Annotated in this window: 21 protein-coding genes; 10 read left to right on the forward strand and 11 right to left on the reverse strand. The window is 69.0% G+C overall.

The window, feature by feature from the left end; all coding sequences use genetic code 11:
* The 4 genes from ACAM49_RS26275 to ACAM49_RS26290 all read right to left on the reverse strand — a co-directional run.
* The coding region (locus tag ACAM49_RS26275; protein ID WP_369638233.1) for a hypothetical protein at positions 1 to 674 on the reverse strand (674 nt) is incomplete at its 3' end.
* A complete protein-coding gene (locus tag ACAM49_RS26280) occupies positions 671 to 991 on the reverse strand; it encodes a hypothetical protein (RefSeq protein WP_369638234.1) in 321 nt (106 codons plus the stop codon). The genes ACAM49_RS26280 and ACAM49_RS26275, both read right to left, overlap by 4 nt.
* Positions 992 to 1,046: 55 nt before the next feature.
* The gene (locus tag ACAM49_RS26285; protein WP_369638235.1) at positions 1,047 to 1,358 is read right to left on the reverse strand and encodes a DUF6802 family protein; all 312 of its coding nucleotides are present in this window, start codon (positions 1,356 to 1,358) and stop codon (positions 1,047 to 1,049) included.
* 102 nt (positions 1,359 to 1,460) lie between these two features.
* On the reverse strand, positions 1,461 to 1,679 hold the full coding sequence (locus tag ACAM49_RS26290) for a PspC domain-containing protein (protein ID WP_369638236.1): 219 nt from the start codon (positions 1,677 to 1,679) through the stop codon (positions 1,461 to 1,463).
* Between the two features lie 116 nt (positions 1,680 to 1,795).
* Here ACAM49_RS26290 and ACAM49_RS26295 point away from each other — a divergent pair, with 116 nt between their 5' ends.
* Both ACAM49_RS26295 and ACAM49_RS26300 read left to right on the forward strand, forming a co-directional pair.
* Positions 1,796 to 3,439: an ABC-F family ATP-binding cassette domain-containing protein gene (locus ACAM49_RS26295; RefSeq protein ID WP_369638237.1), complete on the forward strand. Its 1,644-nt coding sequence runs from the start codon at positions 1,796 to 1,798 to the stop codon at positions 3,437 to 3,439.
* A 4-nt stretch (positions 3,440 to 3,443) separates the two neighbouring features.
* Positions 3,444 to 4,577: an aminotransferase class I/II-fold pyridoxal phosphate-dependent enzyme gene (locus ACAM49_RS26300; protein ID WP_369638238.1), complete on the forward strand. Its 1,134-nt coding sequence runs from the start codon at positions 3,444 to 3,446 to the stop codon at positions 4,575 to 4,577.
* Here ACAM49_RS26300 and glmM read toward each other — a convergent pair.
* From glmM to rplM, 3 genes are all read right to left on the reverse strand, one after another.
* Positions 4,574 to 5,950 (reverse strand): phosphoglucosamine mutase, encoded by a 1,377-nt coding sequence (gene glmM / locus ACAM49_RS26305; protein ID WP_369638239.1) that lies wholly within the window; start codon positions 5,948 to 5,950, stop codon positions 4,574 to 4,576. The genes ACAM49_RS26300 and glmM overlap by 4 nt on opposite strands.
* A gap of 165 nt (positions 5,951 to 6,115) precedes the next feature.
* On the reverse strand, positions 6,116 to 6,631 hold the full coding sequence (rpsI, locus tag ACAM49_RS26310; protein WP_369638240.1) for a 30S ribosomal protein S9: 516 nt from the start codon (positions 6,629 to 6,631) through the stop codon (positions 6,116 to 6,118).
* Complete coding sequence (gene rplM, locus ACAM49_RS26315) at positions 6,628 to 7,071, reverse strand: 50S ribosomal protein L13 (protein WP_033086000.1); 444 nt, start codon at positions 7,069 to 7,071, stop codon at positions 6,628 to 6,630. Before rplM ends, rpsI begins: the two co-directional genes overlap by 4 nt.
* Positions 7,072 to 7,340: 269 nt before the next feature.
* On the opposite strand from rplM, the gene ACAM49_RS26320 reads away from it, so the two are divergent.
* The gene (locus ACAM49_RS26320; protein ID WP_369638241.1) at positions 7,341 to 7,934 is read left to right on the forward strand and encodes a hypothetical protein; all 594 of its coding nucleotides are present in this window, start codon (positions 7,341 to 7,343) and stop codon (positions 7,932 to 7,934) included.
* Here the strand turns inward: ACAM49_RS26320 and ACAM49_RS26325 are convergent.
* Positions 7,851 to 10,298, reverse strand: a complete 2,448-nt coding sequence (locus tag ACAM49_RS26325) for a hypothetical protein (RefSeq protein WP_369638242.1) — start codon at positions 10,296 to 10,298, stop codon at positions 7,851 to 7,853. The two genes, ACAM49_RS26320 and ACAM49_RS26325, sit on opposite strands and share 84 nt — an antisense overlap.
* Before the next feature lie 79 nt (positions 10,299 to 10,377).
* Positions 10,378 to 13,161: an FHA domain-containing protein gene (locus ACAM49_RS26330; protein ID WP_369638243.1), complete on the reverse strand. Its 2,784-nt coding sequence runs from the start codon at positions 13,159 to 13,161 to the stop codon at positions 10,378 to 10,380.
* 130 nt (positions 13,162 to 13,291) lie between these two features.
* Between ACAM49_RS26330 and ACAM49_RS26335 the strand changes: the two genes are divergently transcribed.
* Positions 13,292 to 14,746: a metallopeptidase gene (locus tag ACAM49_RS26335; RefSeq protein ID WP_369638251.1), complete on the forward strand. Its 1,455-nt coding sequence runs from the start codon at positions 13,292 to 13,294 to the stop codon at positions 14,744 to 14,746.
* A gap of 20 nt (positions 14,747 to 14,766) precedes the next feature.
* On the opposite strand, the gene ACAM49_RS26340 is transcribed toward ACAM49_RS26335, so the two are convergent.
* The gene (locus ACAM49_RS26340; RefSeq protein WP_369638244.1) at positions 14,767 to 16,146 is read right to left on the reverse strand and encodes an FHA domain-containing protein; all 1,380 of its coding nucleotides are present in this window, start codon (positions 16,144 to 16,146) and stop codon (positions 14,767 to 14,769) included.
* Positions 16,147 to 16,302: 156 nt separating this feature from the next.
* On the opposite strand from ACAM49_RS26340, the gene ACAM49_RS26345 reads away from it, so the two are divergent.
* The 5 genes from ACAM49_RS26345 to ACAM49_RS26365 all read left to right on the forward strand — a co-directional run bounded on the left by ACAM49_RS26345 (position 16,303) and on the right by ACAM49_RS26365 (position 21,217).
* Positions 16,303 to 17,874, forward strand: coding sequence for a serine/threonine-protein kinase (locus ACAM49_RS26345; RefSeq protein ID WP_369638245.1), 1,572 nt, complete (start codon positions 16,303 to 16,305; stop codon positions 17,872 to 17,874).
* 27 nt (positions 17,875 to 17,901) lie between these two features.
* Positions 17,902 to 19,119 carry a hypothetical protein gene (locus ACAM49_RS26350; protein WP_369638246.1) on the forward strand — a complete coding sequence of 406 codons (1,218 nt, stop codon included), beginning with the start codon at positions 17,902 to 17,904 and terminating at the stop codon, positions 19,117 to 19,119.
* A gap of 17 nt (positions 19,120 to 19,136) precedes the next feature.
* On the forward strand, positions 19,137 to 20,360 hold the full coding sequence (locus ACAM49_RS26355) for a hypothetical protein (RefSeq protein ID WP_369638247.1): 1,224 nt from the start codon (positions 19,137 to 19,139) through the stop codon (positions 20,358 to 20,360).
* Between the two features lie 183 nt (positions 20,361 to 20,543).
* Positions 20,544 to 20,873: a WXG100 family type VII secretion target gene (locus ACAM49_RS26360; protein WP_369638248.1), complete on the forward strand. Its 330-nt coding sequence runs from the start codon at positions 20,544 to 20,546 to the stop codon at positions 20,871 to 20,873.
* Positions 20,874 to 20,914: 41 nt separating this feature from the next.
* Entirely contained in the window at positions 20,915 to 21,217 is a 303-nt protein-coding gene (locus tag ACAM49_RS26365) for a WXG100 family type VII secretion target (protein ID WP_040804689.1), read from the forward strand.
* Positions 21,218 to 21,297: 80 nt separating this feature from the next.
* On the opposite strand, the gene eccCa is transcribed toward ACAM49_RS26365, so the two are convergent.
* Positions 21,298 to 25,329, reverse strand: coding sequence for a type VII secretion protein EccCa (gene eccCa / locus ACAM49_RS26370; RefSeq protein WP_369638249.1), 4,032 nt, complete (start codon positions 25,327 to 25,329; stop codon positions 21,298 to 21,300).
* Between the two features lie 101 nt (positions 25,330 to 25,430).
* Between eccCa and eccD the strand changes: the two genes are divergently transcribed.
* The coding region (eccD, locus tag ACAM49_RS26375; protein WP_369638250.1) for a type VII secretion integral membrane protein EccD at positions 25,431 to 26,377 on the forward strand (947 nt) is incomplete at its 3' end.

Genomic DNA, 26,377 nt, shown 5'->3' on the forward strand with positions numbered 1-26,377 from the left:
GGGTAGGGGTGGTCTATTACCTGGGCGAAGGCGGTGAGGATTTCGCGGTAGTGGGATTCGAAGGTTTGGGCGGTGGTGGTGCAGGCGGCGGTGAAGGTGGTGAGTTTGCGGTCTACGTCGGGGCGGAAGGTGGTGGTCAGCCAGGGGTCGGTGCCGTCCGAGACGAGATCGTCGATATCTTCGGGGGATTTGCCGTCGATGGACAGGCGGCCGGCGCCGTCGGCGGTGGGTTCGAGGAGGGCGAGGGTGACTTCGGCCTTGGCGAGGACCGCTTGGTGGAGGGGTTCGAGGGCGGCGGCGATTGCGGAGGAAGCCGTGTGGGCCGTGTCGAGGTCCTCGCGAGCTTGGCGGAGTTGGGAATTCATGAGGGCGAGGGCCTCGGTGCCGGTGGCGCCGGTCCAGGCGGTGGGGAGGGATTGGGTCAGGGCCTGGTGGGCGGTCCAGCGGGATTCGGCTTCGGTGAGGGCCTTGTCGAGTTCGGTTCGGGCCGTGGCGAATTCGGCGAGGTTCGCGCCGCGCTGTTCGTCGTAGCGGGCGTACAGGTCGGTGAGGGTGAGGTGGGGTGCGCCGAAGGCCTTGGTGTAGAGGGGCAGGAAGTGTTCCCAGTACTGGAGGCCGGGCGCGCCGTAGTCGAGGATCTGGTCGACGCCCTTGCCGGTGGGGTCGAAGGTCATCGGCCCGCCTCGTTCAGGGCGGCGGCTCGGGCGCGGTCGAGGCGGGCGTATTCGGCGGCGGCGCGGTCGAATACGTCGGCGGTGGCGGTCGCGGCGGCCGCCCAGCAGCGCAGGCAGGCGGCGACGCGTTCGAAGCCCTGGTGGATGGCGGCGCCCTGGCTCGCGTAATCGCGTCCGGCCTGGTCATGGCCCATGCCGAAGGCATGCTCGCCCACCGTGCGCGAATGCCCGTGCAGGGCAGCCGCGTTGTCGCGCATGGTGGTGGCCGCGGCGTGCAGGGCCGAAATGCGCACGCCGAAATCGCCGGATTCACCCATCGATCCCCCTCGAGTGCCGTGAAAACCCCCGCCGCCCCGGCTGTTTGCCGCCGAGCTATTTACCGCCGAGGCGTCCTTGGTCCGACCGCACCCATTCGGTGGTGCCATCGGGATGGTGGTGGAACTCCCACGCGGTGTAATCCCCACCGCCGTCCACCACGGTCACATGATCGGCCAGCCCGTCGTGATCCAGATCCGTCCACACCTGCATGGCATGGTCGGACGTGGTGGTCACGCTATCGAGTAGCCCGTCGCCGTCCAGATCCTGCGTGGGGTGCGGTAACTCCACCGCCCCCATTTCACCCAGTTCCGAATGCGCGTCGAAACCAGGCAGATCCAGCCCGGGCAGATCACCCGATGTGACCATGTGCGCTCCTCCGCAGTGACGTGGCACTCATCCTGTCACTGGCGGAAACCCCTCGCAGCATCTTCGATACCGAATGTGGATAACTCGTGCCCTGGGGATAACTCACTTCTTGGGAATGATGATCCACAGCGCGATGTAGAGCAGGAACTGCGGCCCGGGCAGCAGGCAGGACGCCACGAAGAGGATGCGAACCAGGTTGGCGTTCCAGCCGAGGTATTCGGCCAGGCCGCCGCACACGCCGCCGATCCACGAATCGGTGCTGGAGCGGGTCAGGCGCTTGTGGCTCTGGGGCGGGGTCGTGGTGGGGAACTGTGTTGTCATGGCTCCACTGTGCCGAGTTCGATCACCTGGCACATCGGTCCTCCGCCCCATTCCGACCCTGACTTTCGGGAGGCCCGGAATCAGGGTGGCACCCTGAGCACGGCAGAATCGCCCTGGTGAGCACCACTCTGCATGCGCGCGGCCTGGCCGCCGGACACGGTGAGCGGATCCTGTTCTCCGACCTGGACCTGATCCTCGCCCCCGGCGACGTGATCGGACTGGTCGGCGTGAACGGGGCCGGCAAGTCCACCCTGCTGCGCATGCTCGCCGACGGCGACGCCCCCGAGGGCGAGATCGTGCTGAGCCCGCCCGACGCCACCGTCGGCTACCTGGCCCAGGAGCCCGAGCGCATGCCCGGCGAGACCGTCGTCGAATTCCTGCGCCGCCGAACCGGTGTGGCCGCCGCCCAGCACGCCATGGACGCCGCCGCCGAACGCCTGGCCGACGGCGGCGAGGACGAGTACTCCCCCGCCCTGGAACGCTGGCTCGCCCTCGGCGGCGCGGATCTGGAGCAGCGCGCCGAGGAGGTGGCCGCCGATCTGGGCCTGGCCGAGAGCCTCCCGCACGGCCTGGACACCCTCATGACCGTGCTGTCCGGCGGCCAGGCCGCCCGCGCCGGTCTGGCCTCGGTCCTGTTGTCCCGCTTCGACATCCTGCTGCTCGACGAGCCCACCAACGATCTGGACCTGGACGGCCTGGCCCGACTGGAGCAGTTCGTGACCGGCGTCCGCGAGCCGCTCATGGTGATCAGCCACGACCGGGAGTTCCTGGCGCGCACAGTGAATCGCATTGTCGAACTGGATCTGGCCCAGCAGCAGGTCGGCGTCTACGACGGCGGCTACGAGTCCTATCTGGAGGAGCGCGCCATCGCGCGCCGCCACGCCCGCGAGGCCTACGACGAGTTCGCCGACACCAAGGCCGGTCTGGAAGCGCGCGCGAACATGCAGCGCAACTGGATGGAACACGGTGTCCGCAATGCCCGCCGCAAGTCGAAGGCGGACTCCGACAAGATGGGCCGCAAGGCCCGCGCCGAATCCACCGAGAAGCAGGCGTCGAAGGTCAAGCAGACGCTCAAGCGCATCGAACGCCTGGACGTGGTCGAGGAACCGCGCAAGGAGTGGGAACTGCGCATGTCCATTGCCGCCGCGCCCCGCAGCGGCTCGGTGGTGGCGACCCTGTCCGGTGCGACGGTCACCCGCGGCGACTTCACCCTGGGACCGGTGACGGTGCAGGTGGATTGGGGCGATCGCATCGTGCTGACCGGCGCGAACGGCGCGGGCAAATCCACCCTGCTCTCCCTGCTGCTCGGAAAGACGAAGCCGGACAGCGGATCCGCGGCCCTCGGCTCGGGCGTCGCCATCGGCGAGGTCGACCAGGCCCGCGGCCTGTTCCGCGGCAACGCCTCCCTCGCCGACACCTTCAGCGCCGAGGTCCCCGACTGGAACGAATCCGACGTCCGCACCCTGCTGGCGAAGTTCGGCCTGCGCGGCCCGCATGTCATGCGCCCCAACGACACCCTCTCCCCCGGCGAGCGCACCCGCGCGGCGCTGGCGCTGCTGCAGGCCCGCGGCGTCAACCTGCTCGTCCTCGACGAACCGACCAACCACCTGGACCTCCCGGCCATCGAGCAATTGGAGGAGGCGGTCGAATCCTTCGAGGGCACAGTACTTTTGGTGACACACGACCGCCGCATGCTCGACAATGTGCGGGCCACCCGCCGCTGGCACATCACCGACGGCCAGCTCACGGAGACCCTTTAGCCCCATGCTCGTCCAGCGCCTGCGTCCCTACAGCTCTTCGGTTTTCGGTGAGATCTCCCAGCTGGCGGTGACGCACGGCGCGATCGACCTCGGCCAGGGCTTCCCGGACTACGAGGGCCCGCGGGGCATGCTGGACCGCGCCCGCGAGGCCATCGCCACCGGCGTCAACCACTACACCTCGCCACAGGGCCAGCCGGAACTGCGCGCTGCGATCGTGGCCGAGCGCGCCCGGCACCTGGGCGAACAGTACAACGCGGCAACCGAAGTCGTGGTCACCGCCGGTGCCACCGAGGCACTGACCGCCGCACTGCTCGGACTGGTGGAACCGGGCGGCGAGGTGATCCTCATCGAGCCGTACTACGACTCCTACCCGGCCGCGGTCGCCCTGGCGGGCGCCACCCCGCGCACGGTTGCCATGATCCCCGACGGCGACGGCTTCACCCTCGACCTCGACGAGCTCCGCGCCGCGATCACCCCGCGCACCCGCCTGCTGCTGCTGAACTCCCCGCACAACCCGACCGGCTCACTGCTGACCGCCGAGGCACTGCGCACCATCGCCGAATTGGCTTGTGAGCACGACTTTCTCGTGATCTCCGACGAGGTCTACGAACATCTCGTCTTCGACGACGTCCCGCACGTCTCGATCGCGTCCCTGCCGGGCATGCGGGACCGCACGATCGTGGTGTCCGGCCCCGCCAAGACCTTCAATGTCACCGGCTGGCGCCTCGGCTGGGCCCTGGGCCCCGCGCCGTTGATTCACGCGGTGCGCGCGGCGAAGCTGTATCTGACCTTCGTTCCCCCGTCCCCATTCCAGCCCGCCATCGCGTACGCGCTCGAGCACGAACAGGAGTGGGCCGCAGCCAATCGCGAGGCGCTGCGACGCAAATACCATCTGCTGTCGAACGCGCTGCGCGACCTTGGTTTCGACGTGAAGCGCAGCGCGGGCGGCTATTTCGTGTGCGCCGATGTCGGCACTGACGGCACCGCCTTCTGCCGCGACCTACCGGCCCGCCTGGGCGTGGCGGCGATTCCCGTCGCCGCCCTCTCCCACCGCACCGACTGGAACACCCTGGTGCGCTTCGCCTATTGCAAGCAGGACGCCACGCTCGAGAACGCGATCGTCCGCCTCAACGCCTAAACGGCCGCGACCAGCTTGGCCAGATTGTCGGCGAGCAGCTCGGCCTGAGCCGGATCGGTGGCCTCCACCATGACCCTGACCAGCTGCTCGGTTCCACTGGGGCGCAACAGGATCCGGCCGGTGTCGCCCAGCAGGCGCTCGGCGTCCGCGACGGCCTCCAGCACCGACGGAGCGGCCGCCACGGCCGCCTTGTCCGAGACCGGGACATTGATCAGGATCTGCGGCACGGTCCGCACGATGCCCGCCAATTCCGCCAGGCTGCTGCCGGTTTCGGCCATTCGCGCCATCAGCTTCAACCCGGTCAGCACGCCGTCGCCGGTGGTGCCGAACTTGGGGAAGACCACGTGCCCGGACTGCTCGCCGCCCAGCGTGTACCCGCCATTGCGCAGATCCTCGAGCACGTAGCGGTCGCCGACGGCGGTGGTGCGCACGGCGATTCCGGCCTCGCGCATGGCGATGTGCAGGCCGAGGTTGCTCATGACGGTGGCGACGAGGGTGTTCTGCGCGAGCTCGCCGGAGTCGCGCATGGCGATCGCCAGCACGGCCATGATGGCGTCGCCGTCGACGACCGCGCCGGTGGCGTCCACGGCCAGGCAGCGGTCGGCGTCGCCGTCGTGGGCGAGGCCGAGGTCCGCACCGTGCTCGAGCACGGCGTCCCGCACCTTGTCCAGATGCGTCGATCCGCAACCGTCGTTGATGTTCAGCCCGTCGGGCTCGGCATTGATGGCGATGACCGTCGCGCCCGCCTCGCGATAGGCGGCGGGCCCGACCTCCGAGGCCGCGCCGTGCGCGCAGTCGACGACCACGGTGAGCCCGCGCAGATCGCGTCCGGTGGCCTGCACCAGGTGCTCGACGTACCGCTCGTGGGTGCCCTCCAGGCTGTACTGGTCGTGCACGTCGAACACGTGCCCGCCCAGCCCGGGCCGGCCCAGCACCCGGCCGATGGCCGCGCCGGTGGGCCGCGCGAAGCCGCCCACGGCGACCAGCGCCTCGATGCGGTCCTCGACGGCGTCGTCCAGCTTGTGCCCGCCCGCGGCGAAGATCTTGATGCCATTGTCCGGCATGGGATTGTGCGAGGCGGAGATCATGACGCCCAGGCAGGCGTCGTACACGCCGGTCAGATACGCGACGGCGGGCGTCGGCAGCACCCCGACCGAAAGCACGTCCACGCCCGCGGAGGTCAGGCCCGCGGTCACGGCGGCCTCGAGCATCTCGCCGCTGGCGCGGGGATCGCGGCCGACGACGGCGAGCGCGCGCTTCTTCCCCCGGCTCAAGACCTGCGCGGCCGCGGCCGAAACCTGCAGCGCCAGTTCGGGGCTCAGCGACTCATTGGCGAGCCCACGGACACCATCGGTGCCGAACAAACGTCCCATTACCTCAACACCCCTGCCGGATTGCGGTCGATACAGCACGAGAGCAGGCGCCCAACCGGTTCGAAAACCGTTGCGGGGAGCCTGCTCTCGTACAGGTTGCCGTACTGACGGTACCGTGCCCAGCCTCCGAAGAGGCCGGGCACGGTAGAGCCGTACGGCGCAATATCAGCGCTTCGAGTACTGAGGCGCCTTGCGGGCCTTCTTGAGGCCGTACTTCTTACGCTCGGTGGCACGCGGGTCACGGGTCAGGAAGCCGGCACGCTTGAGGGCGGGGCGGTCCTCCGGGGTGACCTCGATCAGCGCACGCGCGATGGCGAGACGCAGCGCGCCGGCCTGACCGGACGGGCCGCCGCCGACCAGGCGAGCGTGGATGTCGAAGGTCTCGGTGCGCTCGACGGTGACGAGCGGCGACTTCACCAGCTGCTGGTGCACCTTGTTCGGGAAGTAATCCTCGATGGTGCGGCCGTTCAGCACGAAGTTGCCGGAACCCGGCACCAGGCGCACGCGGACCACGGCCTCCTTGCGGCGGCCGACGGTCTGCACCGGACGGTCGATGACGACCGGCGCGACGAAGGTCTCGGTGTACTCGGCCTCGGCCTCGTAACCGTCACCCTCCTCGACGACCTCCACAGCGGTGTCTTCCACGACGTAGTCGTCGTTGAATTCTTCGGGAGCGGTCACTGGGCCACCTGCTTGATCTCGAAGGGGATGGGCTGCTGGGCGGCGTGCGGGTGGTTCGGGCCCGCGTAGACCTTCAGCTTGCGAATGATCTGGTTGCCCAGCTTGTTCTTCGGGATCATGCCCTTGACGGCACGCTCGACCAGACGGTCGGGGCGGGTGTCCAGGATCTGGCCCACGGTACGGCCCTTCAGACCACCCGGGTGACCGGAGTGGGTGTAGAGCACCTTGTCATCGCGCTTGTTGCCCGAGACGGCGACCTTGTCGGCGTTGATGATGATGACGAAATCGCCACCATCGACGTTCGGCGCGTAGGTCGGCTTGGTCTTGCCGCGCAGCAGGTTCGCAGCCTGCACGGAAAGACGGCCGAGCACTACGTCAGTGGCGTCGATGACGTACCACTTGCGGGTCACGTCACCGCCCTTGGGGCTGTACGTAGGCACAGTGCATCCCTGTCTGTCGTAGGTTTTGCCAGCACAAGCGCGTGGTCGAGCTGATTCCCGGCGGCCGGTGGAGACCCGGGGCTCGTGCGCCACCCGGTTTCCCGGACGGACCACACGCCAACGAAGCACGATACCAGCGCCGATAGGCAGACCTCGAATCCGGTCCCCACCGGCCGACGAGCACCCTCATCACGAGTGAGTCACATCACCCCGCAAACGGAATCAGCTCCTCCGCTACGGGCATTGTATTAGAGGCGAAGGAGGCAGCCGTGGCGATCACCATTCCCTCATATCACCCGCGAGCGAAGGCCATGCGCCGCATTCTGCTGGCGGCGGTGACCGGCAGCCTGGTCTTCCTCGTCCCTTGGATCGTGTATCTGTCGGTCAGCCTGCCGTCCTCACGCCAGGTGGATCAGTGGGACATCGCCTGGGTGGGCTTCGACTTCGCGCTGGCCGCGGCGATCGGCATGACCGCGTGGACCGCTTGGCGGCGACGGCAGGTCTTCATCCCCTGGGCGATGATCACCGGCACGCTGCTCATCTGCGACGCCTGGTTCGACATCGTGCTCGACTGGAACACCCCCGACCTGTGGTTCGCGGTGCTCTCGGCGCTGATCGGCGAACTGCCCCTGGCCGCACTGCTGTTCTACGCGGCCCGGCGACTGCTGCGGCTCACCATCGAGCGCGCCTGGGCGCTGACCGGGCACACCGGACCCGCGCCCCGGGTCTCCCGGGTCGAGCTGCTGGTCACGGCGAACTGGCTGCGCCGCGACCTCGAGTCAGATGTGCAGGGGCGGGCCGGGATCCACGCCGCGCGCGGGGCCGGGAACCGTGTAGCGGAGCGTGTCGATGCCGAAGCGTAGGCAGTCCAGGTTGCGCGGATTGTCGACGGTGGCGATGCCCGCGTGCGGGACACCGGACACCAGCGGGGTCACCGCGCAGGACTGATCGACCGGCCGCACGGCGTTCGGCCCGACCTGAATCACGGTGTCGGGCACCGGCGTAGTGGTGCTGCGCGCCTGCTCGTCGGAGTGCATGCCCAGCATCGACAGCGTGGCCGCGCCGACGATGATGGGCGCGCCGAACGGCTTCTTCATCTTGCCCCAGAGCTTGCCCTTGCGCTGCTTGCGCTCGGCGTCCGACCCGGATTCCGAATCCGACTGCCCTGCGGCATCTTCCGACGATTGCGGATGCTGCTGACGCGCCCCCTGGGACATCGACCCACCGTACATCGCGCCGGGCTGACCAGGAGCGTTTCCGCCGGATCCAGCAAAACTCCCGCGACCCGAACCGGACGTATCCCCCTCGGGCCCATAGCCGCCGGGCGCACCCTGACCGCCGTAACCGCCCTGGCCGTAGCCGCCCTGCTGCCCGTAACCGGGCGCTGAGCCGTATCCCCCGCCCTGGCCGTACTGCCCACCGGCACCCGGAACATTCGCCGGAGGGTAGCCCTGTCCGGACTGATAGCCGGGAGCGCCGGTGCCCGGCCCGGATTGACCGTACGAACCGCCCGTCCCGTATGCGCCGCCCTGCCCGTAGCCTTGCTGGCCACCGCCCTGCGGTTGACCACCGGGCTGGCCGTAGCCGGGCTGGCCCGGCTGACCGTAGCCGCCACCGGGCTGACCGCCTTGCTGCCCGTAGCCGGGACCGTACTGCCCCGCGCCCGAACCCTGTTGCGCGCCTGCGGCACCCGGCCCGGCGGGCGAGCCCGGCTGGCCGGGACCCTGCGGCTGACCGGCGCCTTGCGGCCCCTGCGGACCGCCGCCGACCTGGTCACGACCCACGATCGCCGTCATCTGATCATCGGCGGGCGACCCCGGCGGCCGCATGAAACGGCCCCCGACGCCTTCCAGCCCGGCCGGCAGCGGCCCGCGACCCGCGGCCTGCTGACCGCTGTCCGCCGCGTCCGCACCGCTCTCCCGCGCGCCGCCCTGGCTCGAAACGCCTTGCCCCGCTTCACCACCGGCCTGCTGCCCGGCGTCCGGAGCCTCGTGCCGCCCGTGCGCGAAGATGCCCGCCTGCGCGGTACCGGAGATGCCCGCCTGCTTGGCCAGCCGCGCGACCTCCTCGGCCGTCATGTGCTGGGTCACCCCGCCCGGGCCGGTGTTCGCGCACGCGCCGCCCTGAGATGCGACCTCCTGGGCGGAGATTCGCCGCGTCAACCCTTCGGCGGCGGCCGGGTCCACCACCGGCTGCGCGCCCGTGGCAGGTCCGCCGGTCTGCGCCGAAACCGGTCGCTGCGCCGCTCTTTCGGCGGCGGCCGGTGAATCCATGTGCCGCGGGCCCTGTTCGACGGGCCTCGCCTCCGCGGCCGGTGTCTGCACGGGCCGCTGGGGTGCGGCGGCCGCACCCCGGGCCGCGGGCTGCGGTGCGGGACGGTCGTAGGCCGGATCGCCCTCGCTATCGGCGACCAGCAGATGCGTCGCGCCCAGGACCAGCGCGTGCATCGGATGGTCCGCGACCTGGAAGCGGTGGCCGAGATGGTTCTGGAAGGCCAGGCGCAGTGCGTCGTTGAAGCAGACATTGCCGGTGAGCAGCACCGTCGAGGTGTCGGCATTGATGGCGCGGGCGGCGGCCATCACCTCGATCACCACATTGTCGGCGGCGCGGGCCTCGTGCAGCGCCTCGGCGGTGATGGCGACGCTCACCGATTCGGTGGGCTCCTCGTCATCGCCGTGGACGGCGACCACCAGGCATTCGCGGCCGTCGGAGTAGACGCCGACCGCGCCCACCGCCGCACCGCGGCCGGGCCCGCGCACCAGGCCGAGGGCGCGCACATAGCCCGACAGCGCCACCGATTCGGGCAGCGGTTCGGCGGCGACGCCGAGTTGCTCGACCAGGCGCACGAATTCGTCGACCTTGGGGTCCGGCCATTCGTCGGGATACGGCAATGCCAGCACATCGGGCTGGGCGCCGAGGTGTTCGACGATCGCGGAGATCGGATTGTGCATGCGCGCCCGGAACACCAGTTCCGCCGGCCAGGTCGCCCCGGCCACCACGATCTGCGGGTGCCCGATGATGTCGCGCACATCGGAGATGGCGATGCCGACGTCGGGACGCCGGTCCACCCCGGCGGTGTGCAGCCGCCCGGACGAATCCGCCAGCAGGTACGCGGGCGGTGTGTATGTGCCTTCGACCTGGACCGGGCGGATGGGCGAACCGCCGCCTCCGGCGGCCGCCGACACCACGTCCCAGCCGAGATGCACTGCGCCAACTCGAGCCGTCACAGTCATCAGTCTGCCTGCTCGCTCCGCCGCGCGCGCGACCGATTCCACACTTCGCACCCCCGCCTGCGTGAATCCCCGATCACGCCGCCGACTTCTTCAGGCGCAGACGCGACCAGGTGAACAGTGCGAGCAGCACCGCGATCACGGCGAGCACGGACACGTCCAGGGCCCAGGCGCCGACCGTGTGCTTCCAGAAGTGGTCGTTCTGGGCCGCCGAGGAGGCCGACAGCTCGGGCAGATTCACCGTGGAGGCGCCCGCCGAGTAACCCCATCGGGACGGGAACAGCCAGGAAACCTGATCCAGCACAACGCGACCCGTCACCGGGATCATGCCGCCCGCCATCACCAGCTGCGCCATGATGACCACCACCAGCAGCGGCATCACCTGCTCGTTGGACTTGGCCAGCGAGGACAGCGCCAGGCCGAGCACCACGCAGGACACCGCGGTCAGCGCGACATCGAGATAGAGCTCCACGGGCCCGACGGGAATCACCGACCCCTTGCTCGGCGGCTTCTTCACCGCCAGCACGATGCCGATCATGACCGCCGACTGCAGCAGCGCCGCCAGGCTGAAGATGACCACCTTCGACATCAGGTACGCGCCGGAACGCAATCCGACCGCGCGCTCGCGGTAGTAGATGGCGCGCTCGCCGACCAGGTCACGCACGGTGAGCGTGGCGCCCATGAAGCAGGCGCCGAGAATGAGCACCACCAGCAGCTGTTGGGCCTCACCGTTGTTGGCGCGCACGAAGCTGCCGTCGGGTGCCTGCACGAAGCCGACCGATTCGAATCCGCTCTTGCCCTGCACGACCAGCGACAATCCGCCGAGCACGAACGGCAGGATGCCCAGGAACGCGAGATACCCGCGGTCGGCGAAGATGAGCCGCAGCTGCCGTCGCGACAGCGTCGAGAACTGTTTGATCGGACTGGATTTCGGCGCCTTCGCCCGCTCCACCGGTTTCACCGGCGCGGGCGGTTCCGCGAAGGCTTGGCGGGAGCGGAAATTCGCGAAGGCGCGATCGGGATCCGCGGCGACCCGGCCGAAGATCTCGGCCCAGTCGGTGGTTCCCATGGTGCTCCCGACGGTGCCCGGATGCCCGCAGAACGCGGTCTTGCCGCCGGGCGCGAGCAGCAGCACCTGATCGCACATGTCCAGGCAGGCCACCGAGTGGGTGACCACGATGACGGTGCGCCCGGCGTCGGCCAGTTCCCGCAGCATGGTCATGACCTGGCGGTCCAGCGCCGGATCCAGGCCGGAGGTGGGCTCGTCGAGGATCAGCAGCGAGGGGCCGGTGAGCAGCTCCATGGCCACCGAGGCGCGCTTGCGCTGACCGCCGGAGAGCCGGTCCACGCGGGTGTCGGCGTGCTGGGTCAGCGAAAGTTCCTTCAGCACATCGGCGATCACCTGCTGGCGGTCGGCCTTGCTGGTGTCCGGGGGCAGGCGCAGCTGGGCGGCGAAGTTGAGCGCCTGTTTGACGGTGAGCTGACGGTGCAGCACATCGTCCTGCGGCACCATGCCGATGCGGGAGCGCAGCGCCTCGTATTCGGCGTGCAGGTTGCGGCCCTCGAAGGTGACCACGCCCGCGGACGGAAGCGTGGTTCCCGCAATGAGTTTCGACAGCGTCGACTTGCCCGCGCCCGAGGGCCCGATGAGCGCGGTCAGCGAACCGCGCCCGGCCTGCATGTTCACGTCGATGAGCAGCTGCTTGTTGCCCTCGACGGTGAAGCCGACGCCGTGCACGTGCAGGCCCTGTTCGGCGACCGGCCGCTGGCGGTGCACCAGCGTGCCTTCCTGCACGACGAAGTCGACGTTACCGATGGTGACGATGTCGCGTTCGCGCAGCAGCGCCCGCTGTTCGCGGCGGCCGTTGACGAAGGTGCCGTTGGCCGAGTTGAGGTCCTCGATGGCCAGACCCTCGCGGTCCGGCACCAGGCGCGCGTGCCGGCGCGAAGCCATCGGATCGTTGACCACGATCTCGTTGTCGCTGGTACGGCCGATGTGCAGGCCGTTGCGCGGAATCCGGTCGGCGCGCGCGATGGCCGCGGTGGAGGCGCGGGCCCGGATCGGCGGCAGCGCCGAGGTGTCCGCCTTGGTGGTCATGTTGATCGGGTCCATGGGCGGCGGCGTATTCACCGGCGGGCGCGCCACATTCGGGGTCGGCGGGGTGCCGACCGGCGGAGACTGCCGCTGCTGCACGGGATTCGGCTGCCGCTGCCCGAGGTTGGTCTGCGGGGCCACCTGCTGATGCTGCGGCCCGGAGGCCGGGCGGTTCACCGGCGGCCGCTGTGCCACGTTCGGATTGGCCTGCGCCGCGTGCGGATTGGCTTGCGCAGCGTGCGGATTGGCCTGGGCGACGTTCGGCTGCGGCCAGCCCGGCTGCGGATTGGGCCGGGCCGCCTGCTGATTCACCGGCGGCCGCTGCCCGTACTGCGGCTGCGGCTGCCCGAACTGCGGCTGCCCCGGCGCGGGCCCCACCTGCGGCTGCGGCCGCGACGGCGGCCGATTCTGCGGCGGCGTGAGCCCCTGCCGCGGCGGCTGCCCGCCCTGCCCCACCTGCGGCAGCAGGTGCAGCAGCGGCCCGCTGATGGCATCGCCGAGCCGCACCTGGGTGGGCCGGTTGATGACCAGCGGCGTGCTCAGCCGTCGCGCGTCCACGAAAACGCCGTTGGTGCTGCCGTTGTCGGTGAGCATCCACGACCCGGCCTCGTAGCTCAGGGTCGCGTGCACCCGGGAGACCAGCGGGCTGTCGACGAACAGCGTCACCTCCGGCGCCCGGCCCATGGTGATCTGCTGGGTCGCGTCGAAGACCCGATCGGTTCCATCATGACGCACGGTGATCTGCTGCGCCCCCGGTGAAGACATGGCTGGATAATAAGCGAAGCTCCCGGGGTCCGGCGTTGCGCTTTGCGTACGCCCGCCCGATACCGGGACAAGGAACCGGTCGGCCTGCGAGGGAGTGGACGTGGCGAGACGCCAGGGGGAGGCGGTGCGCATGCGCCGGTCCGGGGGGATTCGCCGCCTGCTGGTGGCGGCCGGAGTCCTGGTCGTCGCGGTCTCACTCTTGTCCGGATGTACACGAACTGTTCACGGTCACGCGGTTTCCATCTACGACGACCCGTTCAAGGTGGCCGGACTGCCCACCACGAGCGGCCCCAACGGTCCGCGGGCGGGCGTCCCGGATGCGGCGCTGGCGGCGCAGAATTCGGATAACGGGGCGATCGACCATCTGGTGCTCAATGCCATCGACGATATCCAGACCTATTGGCAGGCCGAGTTCCCCAAGGAGTTCGGCGGCACGTTCGCACCGGTCGACAAGTTCATCTCCTGGAGCGCCAAGACGCCGCGCTCGCAGGCCGGGCAGTTCTGCGGGGAGTCCAGCTACCGGCTCGTGAATGCCGCCTATTGCCGACTGGACGGTTCGATCGGCTGGGATCGGGGCGTGCTGCTGCCCGCGGTGGCCGACGAATTCGGGAAGATGTCGGTGGTGATGGTGCTGGCCCACGAATACGGGCACGCCATCCAGGAGATGGCCAAGACCGTGGGCCGCAAAACCCCGACCATCGTCAAAGAGCAACAGGCCGACTGCTTTTCCGGCGCGTTCATCCGCAGCGTGGCCGAGGGCAAGGCCAAGCATTTCACCATCAACACCTCCGACGGCCTCAACCAGGTGCTGGCCGCGACGGTCGCCTTCCGCGATGCCGACCCCGATGATCCGCAGAGCGTGCACGGCTCCGCGTTCGAGCGGGTGACCGCGGTGCAGATCGGGTTCACCGACGGGGCCAAGGGCTGTATGGCCATCGACCAGAACGAGATCGACCGCCGCCGCGGCAATCTGCCGCAGACCCTCAACAACGACGCGCAGCGCGGGCAATCCGACGTCACCCAGGCCACCCTGCAGGAGATGGCCAAGGCCATGGCCTCGATCATGCCGATCAAGAACGAGCCCAAATACAGCTACGACTCCGCGAAACTGAACTGCCGCAACGGCGCCGACACCGCCCCGGTCACCTACTGCCCGGCCACCAACCTGATCGGCACCGACGTTCCCGCTCTGCACGATCGCGGCGTCTCCAACGCCGACGACCAGGATGCCTTGCCCGCCAACGTGACCGGCGACTTCACCGCCTACATCGTCTTCATCTCCCGCTACACGCTGGCGGTGCAGAACGCGGCCGGGCAGGCGTTGAAGGGCGCGAAGACGGGCCTGCGCGCGGCCTGCCTGTCGGGTGTGATCTCCGCGAAGCTGGCCGACCCCAACCGCAGCAAGCAGGGCGATGTCAGCCTCTCGGCGGGCGATCTGGACGAGGCGGTCTCGGGCCTGCTCTCCGACGGGCTCGCCGCCAGCGACACCGATGGCAAGACGGTGCCCAGCGGATTCTCCCGCGTGGACGCCTTCCGCGCGGGTGTGCTCGGCACCACCGACACCTGCTATTCGCGATACGCCTAGCGCGGCAGCATCATCCGAAACTATCCGAACGGCGGCGGCGCGACCGGCTCGAGGCGCAGGACCCGGTTGCCGAGCATGATCTCGGCACCCGCGACCAGGATGAACGGCTGATTCGCCTGCAGCCGAATCCAATCCCGGTATCCCGGCGGCCGGACCCGGGTGCCGTTGGTGGACCCGCGGTCGACGAGGGTGATATCCCAGTTCACCAGCCGGATTTCGGCGTGCGCCCGGGACATGCCGCCGGAGCTGTCGTCGATGCGCAGCGGAATCAGTCCCGCGCGCACCGCCTCCGAGTTCTCCGGATCGCGCCCCACCACCGCGTCCGCGGCCACCATGTAGGTCATGCCGTCGTCGAGCACCAGCATGCCCAGCGGCGGCCGGATCACCTCGGCGACCTGCTGGGTCTGATCCACCGGCATGCCGCACACCGTGCAGAAGGCGGCGCGCGGATCGCTGGGATGCGCACGCGCGCACTTGAATCCGAGCACCTTCACGGTGAGGGCGGTGGCCTTGGCGGTCTGTTCCAGCCGCCGCTGCAGGTCCGGATCGGGCTTGGGCGCGGGATTGGTGCCGCTCGCCTCACCCGACCCGCCCATCTCGGTGGGCGCGTGGTGCAGGTCGATGCCCTCGGTGTCGGGATCCACCGCTACCTCCGGCGCCACGGTGAAGTCCGGATCCAGCGGCGCGGGAATCCGATTCGAGGTGCGCGTCGGAATCAGATTGGGGTCCAGGGGGATCGGCTCGTCGCGAGCGGGAACCGGCTCGACCTGACGATCCCGCTCGGCGTCGAACGCCGCGGTCGGCGGGGGCGGTTCCGCGCTGCGCTGCCGGGCCGCCACCGCGCGCACGGGCCGCCGCGACACCACCGGCTCCCCCTCGAACCACACCACCGCACCCGACGCGGGCGCGAGTCCCTCGATGAGCGAACCGATTCCGCGCGCCGGTAGCTCCGGCGGCCGCCGCCGGCTCTCGTCGATGAACAGCGCCGCGGCCCGCGACGGCGGCTCGGCCACCCGGTCCACGGTGAACGCGGCGTCACTGCCCCGGTAGTACTCGACCACGGATCCGGCCAGCACCGCCGTCACCGATCCGTGCAGGAAGATCGCGACCCCACCGGTCTCGGCGGTCGTGAGAATCCCGAACTCGATGGGCTCCCCCGGCGAAATCTGCTCGGCCTCCCGCATCAGCCACCGCGTGGCCTGCCGCGCCACCAGCCGCCCCGGCCCGTCCGGCGCCAGGTCGGTGGCCTCGGCCACCAGCTCCCCCAGCGCCCGCGCCGCCACCACGGCCCGCGATTCGGGTGTGAGTTTCCCCCGCTCCCGATGCGCCACCAGCACGACCGCACCCGCCACCCGGATCAGCACATGGTCGCCCGCGACGACCTCGACCTGCCGATCCATCACGGGAACCGGCCCGCGACGAATACTGAGCAGGGGTAGTTCAACACAGCCACCAGGTTACGTCGCCCCCGTCCTCGTGCCCCGCCCAGGCGATAACCGTCCAGTAAGCTCCGGCTTGCACAGCAGGCCAACGAGGAAGACCCGGGGGATAGTTCAATGGCGATGAGTCCTGGCACCATCGTCGGCGGGTACCGGATCGTGCGGGTGCTCGGCTCGGGCGGTATGGGTACCGTCTACCTCGCCAAACATCCGCAGTTGCCGCGCATGGACGCGCTCAAGGTGCTGTCGGCCGATCTCACGAAGAACGAGGAGTTCCGGGGCCGCTTCGAGCGCGAGGCGAATGTGGTTGCGGGCATGGACCACCCGAATATCGTCGCCGTCCACAATCGCGGCGAGGAGCACGGGCAGCTCTGGATCGCCATGCAGTATGTCGAGGGCACCGACGCCTCGGCCGAGTTGAAGCGCGATCCCGCCTCGATACCGCCGCTGCGCGCCCTGTCCATCGTCACCCAGATCGGCCGCGGCCTGGACTACGCGCACCGCCGCGGCCTGCTGCACCGGGACGTGAAGCCCGCCAACTTCCTGCTCTCCAGCGTCGAGGGCGAGGACGAGCGCGCCCTGCTCGCCGACTTCGGGGTCGCCAAATCCACCGAGGACACCACCGAGCTCACCCAGACCGGCAGCTTCGTCGCCACCATCGCCTACGCCCCGCCCGAACAGCTGTCCGGGCTCCCGCTGGACCACCGCGCCGACATCTACAGCCTGGGCTGCTCCTTCTTCAAGCTGCTGACCGGCCGGAACCCTTATCCCGCAACGCAACCGGCGCTGGTCATGATGGGCCACCTGCACGAGCCGCCGCCGCGCGCCACCGATGTCGACCCGCAACTGCCCGCGGCCCTGGACCAGGTGTTCGCCCGGGTCATGGCGAAGAATCCGGCCGAGCGCTTCAACTCCTGCCGCGAATTCACCGACGCCGCCGCGGCCGCGCTGTCGCCCGGATACCACCCGGCGTACGCCACCTCCACCTCGCCCACCTATCCGATCCAGGCGACCCCGCCCGTATACGCGCCGGGCGGCGAAACCTCCACCGGTATAACGGCTTCCGTCTCCGACCCCACCGCGACCGCCCGGCTGCCGCGCAATCGCAACCGCCTCTACGCGGGTGTCGGCGCGGGTGTGGTCGCGGCCGCGCTGGCGGTGGGCATCGGCATCGTGGCCACCAGCTCCGGTGAATCCGACCACACCACAACGACTTCCGTGGTCGCCACCGCGAGCGACGCCAATCTGAGCCCGATCGACAAGGCGCGCAAGGACAATCCGGCCTTCCAGGGCAAGACCGTCACCATGGTCGACGTGACCGGTACTTCCATCAGCACCAAATACAGCATCTACCTGGCCGGTTCGCCACAGGCGAAGTTCCTGGAGAGCCTCGGATTCGTCTACAACAGCACCTACCAGCCCAACGGCGACGAGACCTCACCGCGCCTCACCACGAGCTCGGACTCCCTGACGGTGCCCAATGACTCCTACATCATCGCGGTCCGCAGCGACGAGAAGGCCGGTAACGGCGGGCTGCTCGGCCTGCCGAACGAGATCACCAGCAAGCGCGCCGTCGTCGTCCCGGTGGATGACGCGGCCACGGTGGCAGCACTGCGCGTCTGGGGCACGGATTCGTCCCAGACCCTGATCGACAAGCTGATCCCGGTGCTGCGCAAGGGAATCAAGTAGGGTCACGCGATCCACGGGAGGGGAAGCATGCGTGCGATGAGGTGGGCGGGGGTGGCGGCCGCGGTGGCGGTGCTGACCGCCGCGTGTGGTTCGGATACCGATCCGGCCCCGGCCGAACCGGTGATCGACCTGGCCAAGCTCGACACGGGCAATCTGCCGACGCAGCCCAAGCACTATGACAAGGCGACCGACCCGCAGTTGGCCCGGATCGTGCAGGCCGAGCGCCTGGCCAACTACATTCCGCTGCCCGTCGAGGTGAATCCCGAAGTGCGGCACGCGGCCCCGGCGATGAGCACGGCCGTCCGGCCGTTCATCGATCTGGATTCCAGGCCTGTGAAAATGCGGACCAAGGCCGATGGCGCGACATTGAATGCCGCCGCGCCGGGCTTCCTTTCGGGCTTCGTGACCACCGGTTGCTCCGATCCCGTCCCGAGCCTGTCCTACGAGTTCGAGAATCTCGTGCTCATGTTCACCGACGAGGCCGCGGCGGCCGCCGCCGCACCGGCCCTCGGCCAAGCCGACTTCGACGCGGCCCCGGGCAGTCAGCGCCTGCGGATCGACAAGTACCCGGATGCCTTCGTGTACCTCGGCACCGGCACGGACGTCAATGCCTCGGTCCGATCCTGGTATGCCACGGGACGATTCGTCATCCTCTCCTACGTCTGGGACAACGTCATGGCCGAGACCAAGGTCAGCGATCCGGCCAAGCTCCTCGCGCGGGTGCAGCTCAGCCTCGACGCGCTACCGCCCGCCCTCGCGAAATTCCCTGCCGTGGCTCCGGATCAGCTCACCGAAGAGCCGGTCGATCTGGACGGCGTACTGGGCCGCACACTGCCGACGGTGGCCGTCGACCAATCCGAGCGCGGCATCCCCGGCGTCTACGACCGGCACGGCGGTCTGCAACTCTTCCCCGGCGACGAGACTGCCGCCGTCTTCGAGCAGGCGGGCGTCGATCGGGTCAGCTTCAACGGCGGTTCGGTCTTCCGCGCCCGCGATGCCGCCGGGGCCGCCGCCGTCGTCGTGGCACGCGCCGAGACCTCGCGCACCTTCCGCCCGGCCGATTCACCGGCCAATCTGCCGAATGCCCAGTGCCGCAAGTACACCGGGCCGCAGCAGCTGGCCATCTCCCACTACTGCTTCGTCACCTACGGTCGCTACGCCGCCGAGGTGGCGGCGAACCAGCTGCTCGACGCACAACAGCGGATTTCGGCCCAGTACGCGATGCTCGTCAACGCGGACCGATGAGGCGGGAAGGGAATCGCATGCTCTCGCACAGGTTTCGAACCACCGCCCTGCTGACGCTGACGACCGCCGCACTGGCCGCATGCGGCGCGGACGTCCACGGCACCGCGCATCCGGCCGAAATCGACGTCCGGACACTCGATGTCGGCAAGTACAGCACCGATCCGCTGGAACTGCGCTACACCTACGACCCGAGCATGGCCAACGGCTTCAACCTGGCGGTGCAACGATTGGCCGATCACGTGGTCACCGGCCCCGACATCGACCCGATGCTGGTCTACGGCACCGGTGCGATCACCATCCTCGACGCGGAGAAGGCCACCAAGGTGCTGGCCAAGGCGACCCAGCCGGTCCTGACCGACAATCACATGATGTTCGGTATCTCGGTGGGCCACAGCGAGAAAGAGCCGGACAAGTCCGGGGCGGTCCCGCCCGGCAGCGCCTTCACCACGGTGACGGTCTTGCAGTTCCCGGATGCGGCCGCGGCGTCGAAGGCCGCGCAGGAGTTGGACGACGCCGATTTCGGCGTGGCCCCCGACCTGAACCAGCGGGTCTCACTACCGAAATATCCCGACGCCCATGCGCATTGGCGTCCGGGGGTGGCCAGTATCGGATCGACCTGGGCGCGCGGCAATTACGTCGTCGATTTGTATGTCGGGGTGAAGGATCCCGACCTGTCGCAATTGACGGCCCTCGCCGAAAAGGTCTACGCGGCACAGGGACCACTGCTGGATTCGCTGAAACCACTTGATCGGGAAGGCATTCTCCGGCTGCCTTACGATTCGGAAGGAATGCGGCGGCAGACCCTCGTTCTCGACGGCGGGTGGAGTCCGAATTTCGTCACACAGGCCGTCGCCGAACCGCGCGGATATCTGCATCGAGTGACCGACCAGGATTATTGGCGGCGGGTGCTCTCCGACTATGGCGTCGACCGATTCGCCAACTCCGGCGCGTCCTATTCCGGCAGCACCATGCTCTTCCGCACCCGCGACGCGCAGGCCGCGGGCAAGCTGGCCGACCTCGTGCTCGAACGCGGCTATTCGGTCATCGCGGACGTGCCGACCGGAATTCCGGGAGCGAAATGCGGCGAGAGCACCGCCAAGAGCCAGTACAGCAGCGCCAAGCGTTATCGGTGCGTGCTCAGCTATCGCCGGTACGCGGCCTCGGTGGAATCCGATCAGCTCGCCGACGTCCGGCAGCGGGCGGCCGCCCAGTACGCATTATTGGCGAATAGCACCTGGTAACCGGTTTGTGAGCTTCCTCTCGCGTGGAGGTTCTCACCCCTTTGCGGTTGGCACTGGTCAGAGGCACCGATCCTTGGATAGTGTGCTGACGAATAGCTGTAACAGGGGTGGAACCGCGGGTGCGTGACCTGCGTCCAATCAGGAAGAACGGGTCGTCCCCCCGCGAAATCGAAAGGAGGCACCGTGGCCGGTGCATTCGAAGCCAGTAATGAACTCATCCAGACCAAGGCCAAGGAGTTCCAGCAGACGCACGACATGCTGATGCACGCCATCGCCGATCTGAAGCGTGATGAGGACAGCATGGTGGCGGGCTCGAACTGGCGGGGCGGCGCGGCGGACGCGTTCAACGCGTTCATGCAGCGCTACTACTTCCAGGCCGACAAGCTCAACGACAAGTTGATGCAGACCGCCGAGAACCTGATCAAGGTCGGCTCCAACTACGAGGAGCACGACAAGGACTACCAGTCCAAGGTCAACGCGCAGATCTCGAGCCTCGACCTCCCGGCCGTCTGACCGGCTTCCCCTCTTTTCGGACTTTGGCAAAGGAATTCACCATGGCAGCAATCGACGGCCAGATCATCTCCGCTCATTTCGAGGGCGTCGCCGACGGCGCGAACTCGATCATCCGCCGCGCGGAGGTCATTCGCGACCAGCTCGAGGCGTTCCACCGCAATGTCGAGGAGTTCGTGCAGAACAACTGGAAGGGTGACGCCAACGACGCGTTCGCCGACCTCCAGCGCATGTGGAACCAGCACGTCCTCCAGCTCAACACCACCCTGAACGGCGCGGCCACCCTGGTCCGCACCGGCAACGCCGAACTCCAGGCCAAGGACACCGCCCTCGCGGGTCTCTTCTGAGGGTGATCAGCGCCTGACCAGAACTTCATAGCGAACGGGCCCCGGCATCGCGCCGGGGCCCGCTGGCGTTCCGGGGTGGATCACGCGTCGGCCGGGGGCAGCCAGCCGGTTTGGATGAGCTCCTCGCCCGCGCGGGTGCCGTAGGTGCCGCGGCCCGGGGGCATGAGGGAGGGGCGGGTGTTGCCGAAGAGGATGCCCTCGTCGCGGCTGCAGCTCATGACCAGGGAGGCGGAGTTGAGTTCCTTCAGGCGGTTGAGGGTGGCCTCGTACATGGCCCGGCCTGCGCCGCCGGAGCGGCGGGCGAGGATGACGTGGAAGCCGAGGTCTCGGGCGTGGGCCAGGTGGTCGACGAGGGCGTGCAGGGGGTTGCCGCTGGCGTTGGCGACCAGGTCGTAGTCGTCGACGACGACGTAGAGCTCGGGGCCGCTCCACCACGAACGGTCCTTGAGCTGCTGGGGCGTGACGTCGGGGCCGGGCATGCGCTGAGTGACGTAGGCGGCCAGGTCGGTCATGTTCTGGGTGAATTGGGGGGCGGTGGTGCCGTAGCCGGCGAGGTAGCCCTGGGGGACGGTGCCGAGCATGGTGCGGCGGTAGTCGCCCATGATGATGCGGGCCTGGTCGGGGGTGTTCGAGGCGCAAATGGATTGGACCAGTGAGCGCAGCACGGTGGTCTTGCCGCATTCGGAGTCGCCGATGATGACGAAGTGCTGGCTGGCGGCCAGGTCCAAATAGACCGGGGCCAGCTCGGATTCGTTGATGCCGAGGGGGAAGCGCAGGCACGCCCGGCTGCGATCCGCCTGGGACGGCCAGTCGTCCGCCATGCGCAGCAGCTCTTCTCGCGGCAGCCGCTCGGGCAGCATGCGCACCGCGGGCGCGGGGCGACCGGGGGTGAACTGGGTGATGGCCGAGACCGCCTGCGCCACACCGGTTCCCAGGCTGGCCGGGTCGGAGTTGCCGTCGACCCGGGGCAGTGCGGTCAGCATGTGCAGCCCGTCGGCGGTCATGCCGCGGCCGGGACGGCCCATGGGCACCAGCGCCGCGAACTTGCGGCCCAGGTCGGAGTCCATCGGATCGCCGAGCCGCAGTTCGATGCGGGTGCCGATCTGGTCCTTGAGCGCGGGCCGCGCCTCGGCCCACCGGTTGAGCGACATGATCACGTGCACGCCGTACGAAAGGCCTTGTACCGCAAGGTTCATGACGGTCTGTTCGAGCAGTTCGAATTCCTGCCGGAACGCGCCGTAGCCGTCGATCACGAGGAACACGTCGCCGAACGGATCGGCCCGCACGCCCGCGGCCGTCTGATCGCCCGCCGCGTCGACCGCCCGCAACCGCCGGAACTCGGCCATGGATTCGACGCCCAGCCGCCGGAAGCTGGCCTCGCGGCGGCGCACGATGCCGACCATCTCGGCCACGGTGCGACGCACGGTGTCCTCTTCCATACGGGACGCGACCGCGCCCACATGCGGCAGGCCCTCCAGGCCGACCATGGTGCCGCCGCCGAAGTCGAGCAGATAGAACTGCACCTGTTCGGCGGTGTGCGTCAACGACATCGCCATCACCAGCGAACGCAGCGCGGTCGACTTACCCGACTGCGGGCCGCCGACCACCGCGGCATTGCCGCGCGAACCCGACAGGTCCACCACCATGGGATCGCGGCGCTGATCGTAGGGGCGGTCGACGATGCCCATCGGGGCCCGCAGTGCCGCAACGGGATTCCAGTCGCCGGTGAGGATCGAGCGGGGCAGCAGCTCGTCCAGGGTCGGGGCCTCCCCGAGCGGCGGCAGCCAGATCTCGTGGGCGGGGCGGCCGTGCCCCCGCACCCGCGACACCAGCATCTGCAGGTTGGAGATCTGATCGGAGTCCACCGGCTCCTCGATCAGCTCCGGCAGTTCGGGTGGCGGAATCCGGTCGGAGGCCCGGAAATCCACGTGCGCGGCGGTGAACGGCCGTGCGGCCGTATCGGTCTGGACGGACTGGGAGGTGACCGTGACCTCCCGGTACGACCCGCCACCGAGATAGGGCCCGGAGACATAAGCGGACTGGAACCGCTGGATCTCGCCAGAATCCGACTTCAGATAGCCGCCACCGGGATTGTTTGGCAGGTTGTACGCGTCCGGCACACCGAGCACCTGCCGGGACTCGTTGGCGGAGAAGGTCTTCAACCCGATCCGGTAGGACAGGTGGCTCTCCAGACCCTTGAGCCGCCCCTCCTCCAACCGCTGCGAGGCGAGCAGCAGATGCACGTGCAGCGAGCGCCCCAGCCGGCCGATCATGGTGAACAGTTCGGCGAAATCCGGGTGCTGGGACAGCAATTCGGAGAACTCGTCGAGCACCACGAACAGCGCGGGCATGGGATCGAGATCCGCGCCCGCCGCGCGCGCCTTCTCATATTCGGAGACATTGGCGAAATTGCCCGCCGAGCGCAGCAGTTCCTGACGCCGGTTCATCTCACCGGCCAGGGCGTCGCGCATGCGGTCGACGAGATCGGCCTCTTCCTCGAGGTTGGTGATGATGGCCGCGACGTGCGCGACGCCCTCGAGCCCGAGGAAGGTCGCACCGCCCTTGAAGTCCACCAGCACGAAGTTCAGCTGATCCGGCGAGTGCGTGGCGATGAGCGAAAGCACCAGCGTCCGAAGGAATTCCGACTTACCCGAACCCGTCGCGCCGATGCACAGCCCGTGCGGCCCCATGCCGCCCTCGGCCGCCTCCTTGATATCGAGGACGACAGGCAGCCCGTCCGCGCCGACACCGAACGGCACCCGCAACCGCTCCCGCCCGTAGCGCGGCTTCCACGCGGTCTCCGGCGTGAACGCGCCGATATCGCCCAGGCTCAGCAGCTGCGACCAGCTCGAAATGACCTCGCCCTCTTCGCCGCTCGCCTCCGGTCCGCGCTGCACGGCGGCCCGATACGGTGCGAGCCGCCGCGCCGCCTGTTCGGCCTCCTTGGCGGTGATGCGGTCGATGACCGCGAAGCGTTCCATCACCCCGGACGCCCCGCGCCCGGCGCACTCCCCGTTCTCCACCACCATTTGGATGCCCCGCGAGGCGGCCAACCGCGGCGCGTACCCGCACAGGTCGATGACCGTGACGCCCTCGAAGCCGGTCTCCCGCAGCGGATCCTCCTCCGCCTCGAGCAGGCCGCCGTCCACCACCAGCACGATCTGGGTCAGATTCGGATTGGGCGGCTGATTGCGCGAGTAGCGAACCCGGTTGTACAGCAACGGATTCAAGTCAGCGTGCGCCTCCCGGATGGAGCCGTACACCATGCGCCCGCTGCCGACCCCGTCCTGCGAATCCGGGTGCTGGGTGTGCGGCAGCCACTTGGCCCATTCCCATTCGCGGGCGGTGTCGGGCCCGCAGACCACGGCGATCAGGACCTGGTCCGGCCCTTGGAACATGGCCAGTTGCAGCAGCATGGCGCGGGTCATCTCGCGGGCCTGGACCCGGTCGCCGGTGAGCTGCACGCTGGCGAAGCCCTTCACGGCGATGGCGGTGGGCAGATCCGGCACGGTGGAGTGGGTGCGCACGAACCGCCGCAGCGAGACCGCGGCAATGGGTTCGAGCTCCTCGACGGGCCCAGTTTCCGGGGCGACCAGTCTCGTAGCAAGCCTCTGGCTACCGAGCCCGATGCGGGCGTGGCAGAAGTCCTTGTCCCCCGGCCGGCGCTCCCACATCCGCGTCGTCCCGGCCAGCATCCAGATCAATCCGGGCTCGGGATGACTCCATTCGACGGCGGCCCGCTGCTGCCCGGCCGTCTCCTCCACGTCCTTGCGCACCTGATCGAGGTAGCGCAGATAGTCCTTGCGGTCCTCGTTGGCCTCGGCCGCCTTCTGCCCCTTGCCGCCCTGCCCCGCATACATCCCGACCATGGAGAACACCATCATCATCGGGAACATGAGGCTCATCGGATTGGTAGCTATGCCGCTGCCGGAGGTGATCATGAGCGCCACCATCCCGAGCATGCCGACACCCATCACGACGGGCATGAGCTTCGAGAAGAGATTGGCCGGGACCGCCCTGGGGATCTCCGGCGGCGGCTGCAGGGTCACCTCGCCACCGGGCGAGCGGGGCATCTCCCGGCGTGGACGTCGTTGGAACCGTACGGTGCTCATCGCTGAAATTCACCCATCGAATCCGTCGGACATGCGGTCCCGGCGTGCCCACATGTGGTCTCAGTGTACGGACGGCAACCATCATGCCGTACAGTGCGGGCGTGACGCACTCGCGTACGGACCACCACCTCGATGAGCTCCGGCCGGATGCGGCGGGCACCGTCCGCGCGCCGGATCTGGCGCGAGTCACCATTCTGGCCAAGCACACCCAGGTCGATATGGCCATTCCCGTCGATGTGCCGGTGGCCCTGGTCATCCCGAGCGTGGTCGACATGGTCGATCAACACAATCAAGGCAATGACTTCGACCAGGACGGCGAGCAGTTCGAGCCGCACGAATGGGTGCTGGCCCGCATCGGGCAGCCGCCGTTCTCCAATTCCTTGAGCCTGTCCGAGCAGGGCGTGCGCGACGGCGAGTTGCTCATGCTGGAGAGCGCTGTGCACATCGCGCCCACACCGCTGTTCGACGACATCATGTACAACGTCGCCATCGCCGACGCCGACCACTTCCGGGGCTGGACCCCGCGCACGGCCCGGCTCACCGGATCGGCGCTGGCCGTGGCCATCATGCTCACCGGCTGCTTCGGTCTGCTGGCCGCGCCGACCGCGATTCCGGGCTGGGTGAGCGGGATCGTCGCGACCTTCGTGACGCTGCTGCTGGTCACCGCGAGCATGGTGCTCAGCCGCATGTACCAGGACCACGCGAGCGCGCTGGTGCTGGGCGGCTGCGCGCTGCCGACCGCGTTCAGCGCGGGCATGCTGTACGTCCCGAGCCACTACGGCTGGGCCAACGCGCTGCTCGGCGCGGTCCTGGCCGCGGCCACCGCGATTCTGGCGTGGCGGGTGAGCGGGGTCGGGCTGGGCCTGTTCATCGGCGCGACCGCCGTGGCCGTCTACGCGATTCCGGCGGCTCTGGTGGGCCTGCTGACGGATCTGCCCGCGCGGGCCATCGGCGGCGGTGCGGCCGCGCTCGGGCTGGCCGGATTGTCGCTGGCCCCACGGATTTCCATGCTGCTGGCCAAGCTGCCGCTGCCGCCGGTCCCCGCCCC

Origin of the sequence: Nocardia sp. JMUB6875 (assembly GCF_041154655.1) — a bacterium.
Lineage (GTDB): Bacteria > Actinomycetota > Actinomycetes > Mycobacteriales > Mycobacteriaceae > Nocardia.